This is a genomic window from Halorhodospira halochloris (genome assembly GCF_002356555.2).
Taxonomy (GTDB): domain Bacteria; phylum Pseudomonadota; class Gammaproteobacteria; order Nitrococcales; family Halorhodospiraceae; genus Halorhodospira; species Halorhodospira halochloris.
The window spans coordinates 98,939-112,017 of record NZ_AP017372.2; the positions used below are offsets into that span (position 1 = coordinate 98,939).

Below are 13,079 nucleotides of genomic sequence, written 5' to 3' on the forward strand. Positions count from 1 at the left end.
CCATAATATGTTATCCCCGCCGTTTAGGCAAGGAATAGGTTGCCAAATCAATCGAGATTAAAGTGATTGCGCAGTCTGCTCATCTCTGCACCCTCCGTATCGGCTTCAAGCCCTTGCGCCTTTAGCTTGTCGAATAGAAATTGCAATCGCTGGGCATCCTTAAGACGTTGCTCAAGCACACAGTTTTGGGGCTGACAAGCAAGCTGCTCAATGATTTTCTCCTGTTCGCGAGCGATGATCCGCTCCTCTATCCGCATCAGCGCATCGCGCATTTCCTGCTCTCGCTCTACCGCCCGCTCAGCTGGCTGCCAGGCGGCGAGCTTTTGCAGTGCGCCTTCATGACGGTCGTCGCGAAACTTCTCAAGTAAGCGTGCAGTAGTTGTGTGGGGGTCAGCGCGGATTATTTCAAGTAGGTGTTGGAGAAGTTCTAGTCCAGCGATGCCGCGATCGGCAAAGCGGTCGGGATCGCCAGCCAAGTAAGCAAGTTGCGGCTGCTGAAGGAGTAATGCAATAGCGTGGCGCACCGGGGTGCGCCGCCCTGGGTCAGAACTACCACCAAGTGGGGACGATGATTGGCGTTTGTGGTGGCTAACTTGCTGGTTCTTGACTCTGTCGCTGGGAGTTGCATGGCTGGATTTGGGTGGCTGGCTGCGGCAGAGATTGTCGATTCGTTGCGGATCAGTGTGGGTGAGGTCGGCAAGGCGGCCGAGCAGGGTCTCGCGCAAAATGCCATCAGGGATGCGTTTAAGCAGTCCAGAGGCACGTTCAAGCATGCGGGTACGGCCGTCTACCGTGGCTAGGTCGCAGTCACTATGTAGATGCGAGAGGTAGAGTTCAATGACTGGTGAGGCGTTGTTCAGGCGGTTTTCGAAGGCCTCACGGCCGTCTTGACGAATTAGATCATCTGGGTCACTGCCCTGGGGCAGTATCATTACCCTGACTTGGCGATCGCCCTGGAGGACCGGCAGAAGGTTTTCCGCCGCGCGGAAGGCTGCGCCTTGGCCGGCACTGTCGCCGTCGAAACAGAGCACCACTTCCGGGGCGCTGCGCAGCAACAGTAGGGCTTGCTCGCGCGTCGTCGCAGTGCCCAAGGTGGCAACGGCGCCGGGTATGCCGGCTTGAGTTAAGGCGATCACATCCATGTAGCCCTCTACCACGATCAGCCGCTCAATGCGCCGCTGCGCCTGCAAAGCGTGGTATAAGCCGTATATCTCACGGCCTTTCTGAAATATCGGGCTTTCCGGTGAGTTGAGGTACTTTGGCTCACCATCGGTAACTACACGGGCGCCGAAGGCGACGACACGGCCGCGTCGGTCATGGATCGGGAAGGTTATCCGATCACGGAAGCGATCGTAGGTTTTGCCGTCCCGCTCAATGATTAGCCCTGCCTTGATGGCGTCCTGGGGAGCATCTAAGTGCTTGAGCAGATTGTTCCAGCCGGGCGGGGCGAAACCAATCCCGAACTGGGCGGCCACCTCGCCGCTAATGCCGCGCTGGCGCAGATAGTCAACCGCTGCATTGCGCTTGGGGTGGCTACGCAGTGCCTCACGATAGAAACGGTCTGCTTTTGCCAGTACTGCATAGAGGGGCTCGTTATCTTCCCTTGGGGAAGACTTGGGGTCCGAGACCGAAGGGATTTGGAGGCCAACCCTGGCCGCGAGCTCGGCTACTGCCTCGCGAAAGCCGAGCCGATCGTGGTCCATCAAAAACCCGATTACGGTGCCGTGGGCCCCGCATCCGAAACAGCGATAGGTTTGGCGTTCAGGGCTTACTGTAAACGAGGGGGTGCGCTCTTCGTGAAAAGGGCAAAGCGCCTTGTAGTTGGAGCCCGCCTGGCGCAGTGGGACGCGCTCTCCAATTACTCCAACAATGTCGGTGCGCTGGAGGAGATCATCAATGAACTCCTGCGGGATGCGTCCCGCCATTACCTGTCTGCTTAGCCTGTCTGGGTGCTTAACCGGGATTTGACGCGGGCGCTTACTGCCGCTAAGTCAGCCCTGCCTTGGAGTTTGGGTTTGATTTTGCCCATAACCTGACCCATCTCCTTCATCGAATTGGCCCCGGTAGCTACGATTGCCTCGTCTATGAGCGAATCGATCTCTGCCTCGCTGGCAGGTTCAGGAAGGAACTCACTGATGATCTCGATCTCTTTTTCTTCGGCTGCTGCTCGAGCGGCCTCACCTGCTTCTCTATACTGCTGTGCCGAGTCGCGACACTGCTTTGCCATCTTGGTCAGGACCTCAGTGGCAGCGGCATCGTTCTCCGCCAAGTCAATACGCTCATCGACCTCGCGCTGCTTAATGGCCGCACTCGCCGCACGCAGGACGGCTAGTCGCTCCTTGTCGCCGGCGCGCATGGCGTCTTTTATGGCGTCAAGCAAGCGGTTTTTTATGCTTTGGGTAGCCACGTCGGTTTCCATTTTCTCGCAAGACAGGCGCCTAAGCGTAACTGCTGCAGGTTGATTGGTCAGGCCTGAGGCCGGTACCTTAGTACGCGCGCTGACGGCGTTGCTGCTCGCGCTGTATGCGCTTCATGTGCCTCTTGATCGCGGCTGCTTGCTTACGCTTGCGTACTTGGGTCGGCTTTTCGTAATACTCGCGGCGGCGGATCTCGGAAAGAACTCCGGCCTTTTCACATGAGCGCTTGAATCTGCGCAGCGCAACCTCGAATGGCTCGTTCTCGCGTACTTTGACTATCGGCATGCGTCTTTTGACCTTCTCTTACGTTGGAATTTTTTCAATGGAGCTAAACGCACAGTTTATTCCCTTTGGCCCTGAGTAAGCAACTCTTTCAGGGAACATCTAAAAACTTTGCCGGCGCCACCATCCGCCCCGGTGTGGAGGTCTTGGCGCCAGGGATGGCGCCATGAAGCCTCCAGGGATGGATTCACGGCGTCCTCCACACCGGGGCGGATGGTGGCGCCGGCAAAGTTTTTAGAGGCACCCTTCAGGCGCGCGTCGCTGTTTTTCTCTTGTTCCGGCGTTTGCCACGGCCAGGATAGGGGCTGTGGCCATCGGGCTGAGTGGCAAAGCGTTTGTAGGTCCACTGGTACTGCTCCGGAGCTAGCCTAACGCAGGCCTCGACACCGCGATTAACAGCTGCAGCGGCAAGTTGTGGGTCGGGGTTGGCAATGTCAGCATCAGCGGGGATGAAGTGAAGCTCAAAACCCTTTGCTGCGGGCAACCGTCTAGCGCATGCAAACAGTACGGGGGCTTGCGATTTATAGGCAACGCGGCTGGCCAGAGTCATAGTCTTGGCGGGTTGGCCGAAGAGCGGGGCAAACGGCTCATTGCCCTCGGGCTCTTGGTCGGGGAGGATGCCGACGCTCTCCCCTGCGTTTAGTGCCTTCATGATCCCCCTGATACCCTGTGGGCCGGCCGGCAACATACGCGCGCCATTGCGGGTGCGGCCCTCAAGGAGGATCGGTTCTAGGGAGCGCTGTCGGGGTGGTCGGTAGAGCGCGGTTAAGGGATGGCGCTCAGCAACCCACAGGTTGAGTAGCTCCCAGCAGCCGTAGTGCGGGGCAAGTAAGATGGTGCCTGTACCATGATCCATTGCGGCCGTTAGGTGTTCCGCGCCGAAGACATCCACAACCCATCTTCTGGTCAGATGCTGGGGCTGTCTTTTGAATATTGGGCCTATCTCCAGCGCTGTCTTACCTGTTTCGACTAAGCAGAGCCGCAGCAGTCTGCGTTGCTGGGCAGCGGGTTTAGAGGGGAAGCATAAATTGATATTAGTTGCGGCGATAAGTCGCGCACGATTGGGTACAATGTAGGCTAGGTGCCCCACTAACCAGCCAAGCATATGCAGCGCGGGCAGAGGCAATAGAGCAAAAAAGGAGAGCAACCCATCTACGCTGCGAGTTTTCCAGTGTCTAACAGCCATCACTTTATGTAATCGTGTCTGTAATGCGAAAGCAAGGGGTTTTGTGGTTCACTATTGTCTACGTTTTGATTATCGGGCGTCGCGGCTGATGCCGAAGGGCGTCCTCCACTGCCGCGCTGCAACTAGACGAGCTACCCAGCAAGGGGGGTTGAGCTATGAACGCTAATAAAGCTATGGAAGACATGGTCCGCGAGTGGACTGACATGCAGAAGAAGATGTGGGATAGCTGGCTGCAGTCAGTTAAGGGAGGCCAAATGCCTCAAGGGGTTGGCGCTGAAGAGTGGCGCAAACAGTATCAGAGCTGCCTTGAGGCGTGGGAAAACGCGGTTCGTCAAGCGCTTGAGGCGCAGGTCGAGTGGACGCGCAAGTGGACTGAACAGCCGGGTGTGGAGCAGAGTGCACCGCAGGGCATGGAAGAGGCCATGAAGCAGACCCAGGAGATGATGAAGGCCTGGACCGAGGCGCAGAGTAAGCTCTGGAACGCTTGGTTCGACAACGCCAAGAATATGGACCCAACGCAAATGGCCCAGCAGTGGGATGAAGAGGGTCAGCGTGTCCTTAAGTCGTGGCAGGAGGCGACTGAGCGCGCCCAGGAGGCCATGCGGGAACTGTCACGAGCAGCAACACAGGGAGCAGGTGGCAGCAGCGGAAAAGGCTCAGGATCTAAATCCTAAGAGCGGTCTTCGTGAGTTGCACAGCTATCCTGTGCCTCCCGCCCGGCTGGGATCAACCGAAGGGCTGTTGAGCCATGCAGCACTTGCGGCGGGGGGGTGGTGCCAGGGACGGCGCCAAGAAGCATCTTAGGGGAAGCATCCTAGGGATGGAATCACAGCAGCCTCCTCAGTAGAGGCATGGGTGGCGTGATCCGGCGCAGGAGTCGCGGCTTAAGCAAGTGGCAGCAGTAGGCGAAGCAATAATTAATCACACAACTTCCCCACCAGCATGATTGCTCTAATCCAGCGGGTAACCCAAGCGCAGGTTGCAGTCGATAGCGAGGTCGTCGGCGCCATTGAGCAGGGCGTACTAGCGCTAGTGGCAGCAGAGAAGGGGGATGGTGCGCCTCAGGTAGAGCGTCTGAGTGAGCGGCTGCTCAACTACAGAATTTTCGCTGATCAGGCGGGCAAGATGAACCTGTCAGTAGAGGATATTCGAGCTGACCTGCTTATCGTGCCGCAATTTACCCTCGCTGCTGATACCCGCAAAGGCAATCGACCGAGCTTCAGTGGTTCAGCGCCTCCCGAGCAAGGCCAAGAGCTGTTTAAAAAGCTGTGCCAAACACTGCGCCGCAGGGCAAGTGGCAGCGTTGCCAGTGGGGTGTTTGGGGCCGATATGCAGGTGACTTTGACCAATGACGGGCCGGTTACGTTCTGGTTGCGGGTGCCGCCGGCAGATGATTGATATGATATGCTGAGCGCAAACCCAGCAGCTAGTTTTTAATTCATCCATGGCAGAGCGCATCGGTGCCGCACAGCGGAAGACAAAAGAGACACAAGTGGAGGTTAGAGTCGATCTGGATGGTACGGGCAAGGCCGAGATCGACTGCGGAGTTCCGTTTCTTGCCCACATGCTCGAGCAGATTGCCCGCCACGGCATGATCGATCTGCAGATTAGCGCTAGCGGCGACACCTGGATTGATGATCACCACAGTGTTGAGGATATAGGCATTACTCTAGGTCAGGCCTTGAGCCTTGCCTGGGGTGATAAGAGGGGTGTCAGCCGTTACGGACATGCCTACGTCCCGCTCGATGAGTCTCTAGCGCGTGCGGTCATCGACCTCTCCGGCAGGGCAGGCCTGGAGTATCAGGCCGATTTCCCCCGCGAGCGCGTCGGTGCTCTGGATACTGAACTGATCGAGGAATTTTTCCGCGCCTTGGCCTTCAATGCTTCCCTTACCGCGCACCTTGATGTGCTGCGCGGGCGCAATGCCCATCATATGGCCGAGGCGCTGTTCAAGGCCTTCGGGCGTGCCCTGCGCAGTGCGGTGGAACTCGATCCGCGCGCGGCCGGCCTGGTGCCATCTACTAAGGGTGCATTATGAGCAGGGTCCAACTCGCTATCGTCGATTACGGAATGGGCAACCTCTACTCAGTGCGCCGGGCATTTGAGCACGCCGCCGAGGGTCGGTGCGAGCTGGTCGTGACCGCCGATCCTCAGCAAGTCCGTGATGCTGACAGAGTGGTGCTGCCTGGCGTAGGGGCGATCGGCGACTGCATGGTGGAGCTCACTCGCTTAGGCCTGCGTGAGGCGGTAATCGAGGCGGCGACCAGCAAGCCATTCCTAGGGATTTGCTTGGGCATGCAGGCGTTACTTGAGCACAGTGAGGAGAGCGGTGGAGTTGCTGGGCTGGGGCTGGTGCCTGGTCAAGTGCTGCATTTTCCGCGCGGTGATTTAGATGGCGTGGGTCGGGTATTGAAAGTGCCCCACATGGGTTGGAGTAGGGTGTATCAAGCCAACCCCCACCCGCTGTGGGCAGGAATAAAGGACGGTTCCTGGTTCTACTTCGTACATAGCTACTACGCTGTCTCGGGGGACCGGCACGCTGTTGTGGGAGAGGCCGAACATGGCCGGCGCTTTGCCGCCGCTTTAGCACGGGGCAGCTGCTTCGCGGTGCAGTTCCACCCGGAGAAGAGCCAGGCCGTGGGCCTGCAACTCTACCGTAATTTCGTAACTTGGGATGGCAGTTGGAGTTAAGTTGTGATCGTAATCCCGGCAATTGACTTAAAAGGCGGTAAATGTGTGCGTCTGCGCCAAGGCAGGATGGACGATGAGACGATCTATGCCGATGATCCAATTGCTGTGGCCGAGCGGTGGGCGGCGGCTGGTGCAGAGCGGCTCCACCTTGTCGATCTTGACGGTGCGGTAAAAGGGGAGCCGGCTCATGAGCAGACCGTCCACGCCATAGCACGGGCTAACCCCCAACTGAAGCTGCAGATAGGCGGCGGTGTGCGCAGCCGGGAGACGGTAGAGCGCTATCTCAATGCCGGGGTAGGTTCCGTTATTATCGGTACGCGCGCCGTTCGCGAACCGGAGTTTGTTGAGCAGTTATGCCGGGATTTTCCGCAGCAGGTATGTGTCGGTTTGGATGCTCGTGGTGGCTATATTGCCACTCATGGTTGGGAGCAGACATCCGATGTGCGCAGCGTAGATCTGGCCCAGCGCTTCGCCGCTGCCGGAGTGGCGGCGCTCATCTTTACCGACATCGGCCGTGACGGCATGCTGCAGGGGTGTAATATTGAGGCTACCCGGGAGTTGGCGCGCTCGGTGTCGATACCCGTTATCGCCTCCGGTGGGGTCAGCAGTGAGGCGGAGATTCGGACTCTTGCCCAAGCCCCAGAGGGAATTGCCGGGGCTATAGTCGGTCGGGCGATCTATGCCGGTGAGCTTGATCTGGGTAAGGCGATCGCCGCTGCCCGGGAGGCAAGAGCATGACTGCTAAACGGATCATTCCCTGCCTGGATGTCGACTGTGGCCGGGTTGTCAAAGGGGTCAAGTTTGTCGATATCCGCGATGCCGGCGACCCGGTCGAGGTGGCCCGAACCTACGATGCGATGGGCGCTGATGAATTAACCTTCCTGGACATTACCGCCAGTCACGAAGGCCGGCAGACTATTTACGATGTCGTCGAGGCGGTTGCCGGGCAGGTGTTTATTCCCCTTACCGTCGGTGGCGGGGTGCGCGAGGTGGCCGATGTTCGCCGCCTGCTTAACTCCGGTGCCGATAAGGTGGCGATCAACACCGCTGCAGTGCACAACCCGACTCTGGTCAGCGATGCTGCCGCGCGCTTTGGCTCCCAGTGCATAGTGGTTGCTGTCGACGCCAAGCAGGTGGAGAGCGAGCCGGCGCGCTGGGAAGTCTTTACTCACGGTGGGCGCGAACCGACCGGCATAGATGCTGTGGAGTGGTCGCTACGCATGGCCGAGCTGGGTGCCGGTGAGATCCTGCTGACCAGCATGGATCGTGATGGCACCCGCAGCGGCTTCGACCTGCCCTTAACCCGCGAGGTTGCTGATAGCGTGCCGGTGCCGGTTATCGCCTCAGGGGGGGTAGGCAGCCTTGAGCATCTGGCTGATGGTGTCGATCAGGGCCGGGCTGATGCCGTGCTGGCTGCCAGCATTTTCCACTTCGGTGAGTTCTCGGTAGAGCAGGCTAAGCAACATATGGCTCGGCGGGGAATCGAGGTACGGTTATGAACATGACGGCGCTGATGAGGCCAACTGCTACCAATCCAATCGGCCTTCTTATGGGGCTTCAGCTATGAGCGACGCGCGCGAGATTCTTCAGCAACTTGCTGCTACCATTGAACAACGTCGTAGCGCTCCTGCGGACAGCTCTTATGTTGCCAAACTGCACAGTAAGGGGCTTGATGCCATCCTCAAAAAGGTTGGTGAGGAGGCTACCGAGGCAGTTATAGCTGCTAAGGGAGGAGAGCGTCAGCAGTTAGTTTATGAAACCGCTGATCTATGGTTCCATAGTTTGGTAATGCTCAATGCTAGCGGCATCGATATCGATGAGGTGCTTGCCGAATTACAGCGCCGCTTGGGGCGTTCGGGCCTGGATGAGAAGGCGGCGCGAGGCCAAAATGGTGAAAATTAGGCTGTTGCGCGAGCAGCGGTTAAAGTTTCTACATAACTTAGTGGGCGGTAGGTAAACCGCCACAGGGGGAGACACCATGGGAGTGAGTGTTTGGTCATTACTCATCGTACTGCTGATAGTTGCATTGCTGTTTGGTACCAAGCGGCTGCGCAATATTGGTGGTGATTTAGGCAGTGCCATTCGCGGCTTCAAGGATTCGGTGCAATCTGGCGAGCAGGATGGTGGCCGTGAAGAGAGCGAGCAACCGCGACAGGGTTCTAGCACCATAGAGCACCAGAGCAGTAACTCAGCCGATAGCGATCGCAGCCGGTCGCAGGATGCGGCTGGTCAGCATGATCGCAGTTCGCACTGAGCTACTAGCCTGTGTATAGAAGATGTTCGACCTAGGCTTCTGGGAAGTTCTTATTATCTGTCTCATTGGACTGCTAGTCCTCGGCCCCGAGAGGATGGCCAAGGCGGCGCGAATGGTTGGCTATTGGGTGGGTTGGGCACGCAGTTCGTTTAATGCGGCGCGAACAGAGGTTGAGCGCGAGTTACAGATTGAGGAAATGCGCCGGGTAGGTGATTCGCTACGCCGTGATGTTGAGTCAACCCGCCGGGATCTGGACGCTCGGCGCATGGAGATAGAATCAAGTACCAGGCGTTCGGCCTTGGAAGAACAGCGTTCTGAGCGGTTGCGCCGGGCCGAGCGTGCTGAACAGGGGGAGCCACGCACCCCGCAAACCTCTGCAAGTGCTACCGCGGGTGTTACTAGCAGTGATTCCTCTTCCTCTCCGCCCCCTGCCCAAGATCCGGACTCAACCCAAGCACAGCAGGGCACTGCTGATGGCGGTCAAGAGCAGCAGCCTAAGCGCCACGAAGAGCAGCAAAATAAGCAGGAGCAGCAGGAGTGAGCGGCCAGGATCAACCGCGTGGGGAAGGTAATAATGCTGACGCGGAGCAGAACGCTGAGCGCGCCGCTAAGGCTGGGGAGTATGCCGCAACCATGGAGCAGCCCCTGCTAAGCCACCTGAAGGAGCTGCGCTCCCGGTTGCTGAAGATAACCGGGGTGGTTTTGATCGCATTCTTAGCGCTCTACCCTTTCCGCGATAATCTATACAGCCTGATTGCTGGACCGCTGCAGGAAATTCTGCCCGAAGGCACTTCAATGATCGCCATCAAGGTGGCGTCGCCTTTCCTGATCCCGATGAAGCTGGCCCTCGTCGCTGCGGTGGTGATCACTATTCCCTATATCCTCTACCAGATCTGGGCTTTTGTTGCCCCGGGGCTCTATAGGCGGGAGCGGCGCTTGGTTTGGCCGCTGCTCATATCGAGCACTTCGCTGTTCTATCTGGGCGGGGCTTTCGCCTTTTTTGTGGTCTTCCCCATTGCCTTTCGCTTCTTCGCCTTTGTCTCACCTGAAGGGGTGCAGATGATGACCGACATTGGCGAGTATCTCTCGTTTGTACTGACCCTTTTCTTTGCCTTTGGGGTCGCGTTTCAGGTGCCCATTGCTACGATATTGCTGGTGCGCACCGGGGTGACCACTCGCGAGGATTTGGCCGCTAAGAGGCCGTATGTGATTGTGGGGGCCTTCGTGCTCGGAATGCTTTTGACCCCACCTGATGTGCTCTCCCAGGTCTTGCTGGCGATACCGGTGTGGCTGCTCTATGAGATAGGTATTCTGTTAGCGGGCCGGCCGCGGCTGGTGGGTGATAAAGATTCAAAGCAGGCTGCGCGGGGGTCGTAGTCGCAAAGCTGAGTTAGAGTTTATATATGAGCGCAAAAGACGGTTTCCTGCAAAAGCTGCGCAGTTCCTACCTCCACGGGGCCAATGCCGGTTACATTGAGGGCCTATACGAGGCTTATCTCACCGACCCTGAGAGCGTGGAAGCCGATTGGCGTGACTACTTCCGTGCCTTAGAGCGCTCCGCCGGCAACGGTCAGGACGTCCCTCACAGCCAGGTGCGCAAGCGCTTCGAGCGCTATGGCCGTGCCGGCTGGCGGCGCCGGGGTGGTGCAGGTGTTGCTGAGCTTAGCCCTGATGCTGCGGAGAAGCAGGCCGCAGTGCTGCGCCTTATCAATTCTTATCGCTTTCGCGGCCACCAGGCGGCCGATTTGGACCCCCTGCAGCTGCGCCCTAAACCCCCAGTGCCAGATCTCGATCCGGCTTTCCACGGCCTGGGCGAGGAGGATCTGGACGAAACCTTCAACACCGGCTCGTTATACGCAGAGCCACGCATGACTCTGCGCGAGATCATTGCTCTGCTCCAGCAGGTTTATTCAGGTGCGCTGGGCTCGGAGTATATGCACATAACGGATACCGAGCAAAAACGCTGGATCCAGCAAAGGGTTGAGGGGAGCAGGGGACAACCGCGGTTGAGTACGGCGCGCAAAAAGGAGGTTTTCGAGCGCTTGGTTGCCGCGGAAGGGATTGAGAAGTATCTGCACTCGAAGTACGTTGGCCAGAAGCGGTTTTCTCTCGAGGGTGGGGATGCCCTGATACCGTTACTGCATGATCTGATCCAGCGCGCCGGGACTCAGGGCATCAAGGAGATGGTGCTGGGCATGGCCCACCGGGGCCGGCTTAACGTGCTGATCAATATCCTCGGTAAGGATCCGGGAGATCTATTCGCGGAATTTGAAGGGCGTTACCAGCGCGACGGTAATGGCTCAGGTGACGTCAAGTACCATATGGGCTTTTCCTCCGATGTCCAAACTCCTGGCGGCCCCATGCATATAGCCTTGGCATTTAATCCGTCCCACCTCGAGATAGTTAATCCGGTGGTCGAAGGCTCTTGCCGGGCGCGCATGCGGCGGCGCCGAGATGATGAGGGCGGGCAGGTTCTACCGGTGCTCATTCACGGTGATGCTGCATTCGCCGGTCAGGGTGTGGTAATGGAGACCTTTCAGCTGTCGCAGGCGCGGGGTTTCTACACCGGCGGCACAGTCCATGTGGTAATCAATAATCAGATCGGCTTTACCACTTCAAATCCGCTCGATACGCGCTCTAGCCTCTACTGCACTGAGGTAGCGAAAATCGTCCAGGCTCCAATCTTCCATGTCAACGGTGATGATCCAGAGATGGTGGCATTTGCCACCGCGCTGGCTTTGGATTACCGCAACACCTTCCGCCGTGACGTGGTTATCGATATGATCTGCTATCGCCGCCACGGCCATAACGAGGCGGATGAGCCGGCCGCCACCCAGCCTATGATGTATCAAAAGATACGCAATCGTCCGACTGTGCGCCAGTTATATGCCCAGCAATTGGCTGAGGAGGGAGTGTTTGGTGCCAATGAGGCCGAAGAGATGGTCGGCGACTACCGGGCAGCGCTTGAAAACAGGGAAGTTGTCGCCACCAACATCATAACCGGGGTGCGGAATGAGTTTGTGGCCGATTGGCACCGGTTTTTCGATGGCTGTTGGCACGAATCGGTCGATACTGCAGTAAGTCAGGAGCGCTTGCGAGACCTGCAGGCGATACTCGATGTTCTGCCCGAGGGCTTTGAACTCAACCCACGCGTTGCAGCGATTCGCGAGAGCAGGCGGAAGATGGCTGCGGGGGCTTTGCCGCTTGATTGGGGATTCGCTGAGACCATGGCCTATGGCACTCTACTGCAAGACGGTTACCGGGTGCGGCTGAGCGGCCAAGATTCTGGGCGCGGTACATTCTTCCATCGCCATGCGGTCCTCCATAATATGGCCGATGGCTCCACCTTTACGCCTCTGCAAGATGTCACGACCGAGCCCAAGGACTTCGTGGTTATCGATTCGCTGCTATCAGAGGAGGCGGTGCTGGGCTTTGAGTACGGATATGCCACGAGCGAACCCGATACCTTAACCATCTGGGAGGCGCAGTTCGGTGATTTTGTTAACGGCGCCCAGGTGGTAATTGATCAGTTTATTGCCGCTGGTGAGGCCAAATGGGGCAGGCTTAGCGGCTTGACACTGTTTCTGCCGCATGGCTATGAGGGCCAGGGTCCGGAACACTCCTCTGCACGCCTCGAGCGTTTTCTCCAGCTCTGTGCCGAGGAGAATATACAGGTATGCGTACCATCGACGCCGGCTCAGTTCTACCATATGCTGCGCCGGCAGATGCTGCGCCGGTTCCGTAAGCCGCTGATCGTCCTGACACCAAAAAGCTTGCTTAGGCATAAGCTGTCGACATCCAGTCTTGATGACTTGACTAGGGGTAGCTTCAGCACAGTTATCGATGAGATCGACCCGATAGATCCTCAACAGTGCAAGAGGGTAGTGCTGTGCGCGGGCAAGGTCTATTACGATCTGCTTGAGGCGCGCCGCCGACTCGGGCTCGAGAAGGTTGCGATCCTGCGCATCGAGCAGCTCTACCCATTTCCAGAAGGCTCACTCAAAGAACTAATGAGTCAATGTTACCCTGGAGCAAGAGTAGTGGTTTGGTGTCAGGAAGAGCCGAAGAATCAGGGTGCGTGGTATTCCACCAATCACCATATACTAAATTGTCTGGTTGGCGATCAAAGGTTGCACTATGCCGGGCGCCCTGCTGCTGCATCACCGGCGGTAGGCTATCCCAAACTGCACCACGAGCAGCAGCGTGAGTTGGTTGATAGAGCCCTGGGTGTAGAGTCTGTCTAGGAACA

15 protein-coding genes are annotated in these 13,079 nt (G+C 57.9%); 11 read left to right on the forward strand and 4 right to left on the reverse strand.

Features of this window, described 5'->3' with window-relative positions:
* Positions 1–47: 47 nt before the first annotated feature.
* The 4 genes from dnaG to HH1059_RS00475 form a co-directional block, all read right to left on the reverse strand.
* Positions 48–1,925 carry a DNA primase gene (gene dnaG, locus HH1059_RS00460; protein WP_096407042.1) on the reverse strand — a complete coding sequence of 626 codons (1,878 nt, stop codon included), beginning with the start codon at positions 1,923–1,925 and terminating at the stop codon, positions 48–50.
* Between the two features lie 11 nt (positions 1,926–1,936).
* Complete coding sequence (locus tag HH1059_RS00465; protein WP_096407045.1) at positions 1,937–2,419, reverse strand: GatB/YqeY domain-containing protein; 483 nt, start codon at positions 2,417–2,419, stop codon at positions 1,937–1,939.
* A 67-nt stretch (positions 2,420–2,486) separates the two neighbouring features.
* Positions 2,487–2,702: a 30S ribosomal protein S21 gene (gene rpsU, locus HH1059_RS00470; protein ID WP_096407048.1), complete on the reverse strand. Its 216-nt coding sequence runs from the start codon at positions 2,700–2,702 to the stop codon at positions 2,487–2,489.
* 244 nt (positions 2,703–2,946) lie between these two features.
* On the reverse strand, positions 2,947–3,885 hold the full coding sequence (locus HH1059_RS00475) for a lysophospholipid acyltransferase family protein (RefSeq protein ID WP_096407050.1): 939 nt from the start codon (positions 3,883–3,885) through the stop codon (positions 2,947–2,949).
* A gap of 155 nt (positions 3,886–4,040) precedes the next feature.
* Between HH1059_RS00475 and HH1059_RS00480 the strand changes: the two genes are divergently transcribed.
* The 11 genes from HH1059_RS00480 (at position 4,041) to HH1059_RS00530 (ending at position 13,074) form a co-directional block, all read left to right on the forward strand.
* Positions 4,041–4,559, forward strand: coding sequence for a hypothetical protein (locus HH1059_RS00480; RefSeq protein WP_096407053.1), 519 nt, complete (start codon positions 4,041–4,043; stop codon positions 4,557–4,559).
* Between the two features lie 268 nt (positions 4,560–4,827).
* Positions 4,828–5,283, forward strand: coding sequence for a D-aminoacyl-tRNA deacylase (gene dtd / locus HH1059_RS00485; protein WP_096407056.1), 456 nt, complete (start codon positions 4,828–4,830; stop codon positions 5,281–5,283).
* A 46-nt stretch (positions 5,284–5,329) separates the two neighbouring features.
* Positions 5,330–5,923 carry an imidazoleglycerol-phosphate dehydratase HisB gene (gene hisB / locus HH1059_RS00490; protein WP_096407058.1) on the forward strand — a complete coding sequence of 198 codons (594 nt, stop codon included), beginning with the start codon at positions 5,330–5,332 and terminating at the stop codon, positions 5,921–5,923.
* Positions 5,920–6,576 carry an imidazole glycerol phosphate synthase subunit HisH gene (gene hisH, locus HH1059_RS00495; protein ID WP_096407061.1) on the forward strand — a complete coding sequence of 219 codons (657 nt, stop codon included), beginning with the start codon at positions 5,920–5,922 and terminating at the stop codon, positions 6,574–6,576. Before hisB ends, hisH begins: the two co-directional genes overlap by 4 nt.
* A gap of 3 nt (positions 6,577–6,579) precedes the next feature.
* Complete coding sequence (hisA, locus tag HH1059_RS00500; RefSeq protein ID WP_096407064.1) at positions 6,580–7,314, forward strand: 1-(5-phosphoribosyl)-5-[(5-phosphoribosylamino)methylideneamino]imidazole-4-carboxamide isomerase; 735 nt, start codon at positions 6,580–6,582, stop codon at positions 7,312–7,314.
* Positions 7,311–8,075: an imidazole glycerol phosphate synthase subunit HisF gene (hisF, locus tag HH1059_RS00505; RefSeq protein WP_096407066.1), complete on the forward strand. Its 765-nt coding sequence runs from the start codon at positions 7,311–7,313 to the stop codon at positions 8,073–8,075. Before hisA ends, hisF begins: the two co-directional genes overlap by 4 nt.
* Before the next feature lie 64 nt (positions 8,076–8,139).
* Entirely contained in the window at positions 8,140–8,478 is a 339-nt protein-coding gene (locus tag HH1059_RS00510; protein WP_096407069.1) for a phosphoribosyl-ATP diphosphatase, read from the forward strand.
* 76 nt (positions 8,479–8,554) lie between these two features.
* Positions 8,555–8,830, forward strand: a complete 276-nt coding sequence (gene tatA, locus HH1059_RS00515) for a twin-arginine translocase TatA/TatE family subunit (protein ID WP_096407071.1) — start codon at positions 8,555–8,557, stop codon at positions 8,828–8,830.
* A 22-nt stretch (positions 8,831–8,852) separates the two neighbouring features.
* Positions 8,853–9,371, forward strand: coding sequence for a Sec-independent protein translocase protein TatB (gene tatB, locus HH1059_RS00520; protein WP_096407074.1), 519 nt, complete (start codon positions 8,853–8,855; stop codon positions 9,369–9,371).
* On the forward strand, positions 9,368–10,207 hold the full coding sequence (gene tatC / locus HH1059_RS00525; protein WP_231901967.1) for a twin-arginine translocase subunit TatC: 840 nt from the start codon (positions 9,368–9,370) through the stop codon (positions 10,205–10,207). Before tatB ends, tatC begins: the two co-directional genes overlap by 4 nt.
* A 26-nt stretch (positions 10,208–10,233) precedes the next feature.
* Positions 10,234–13,074, forward strand: a complete 2,841-nt coding sequence (locus HH1059_RS00530; protein ID WP_096407077.1) for a 2-oxoglutarate dehydrogenase E1 component — start codon at positions 10,234–10,236, stop codon at positions 13,072–13,074.
* Positions 13,075–13,079 lie beyond the last annotated feature (5 nt).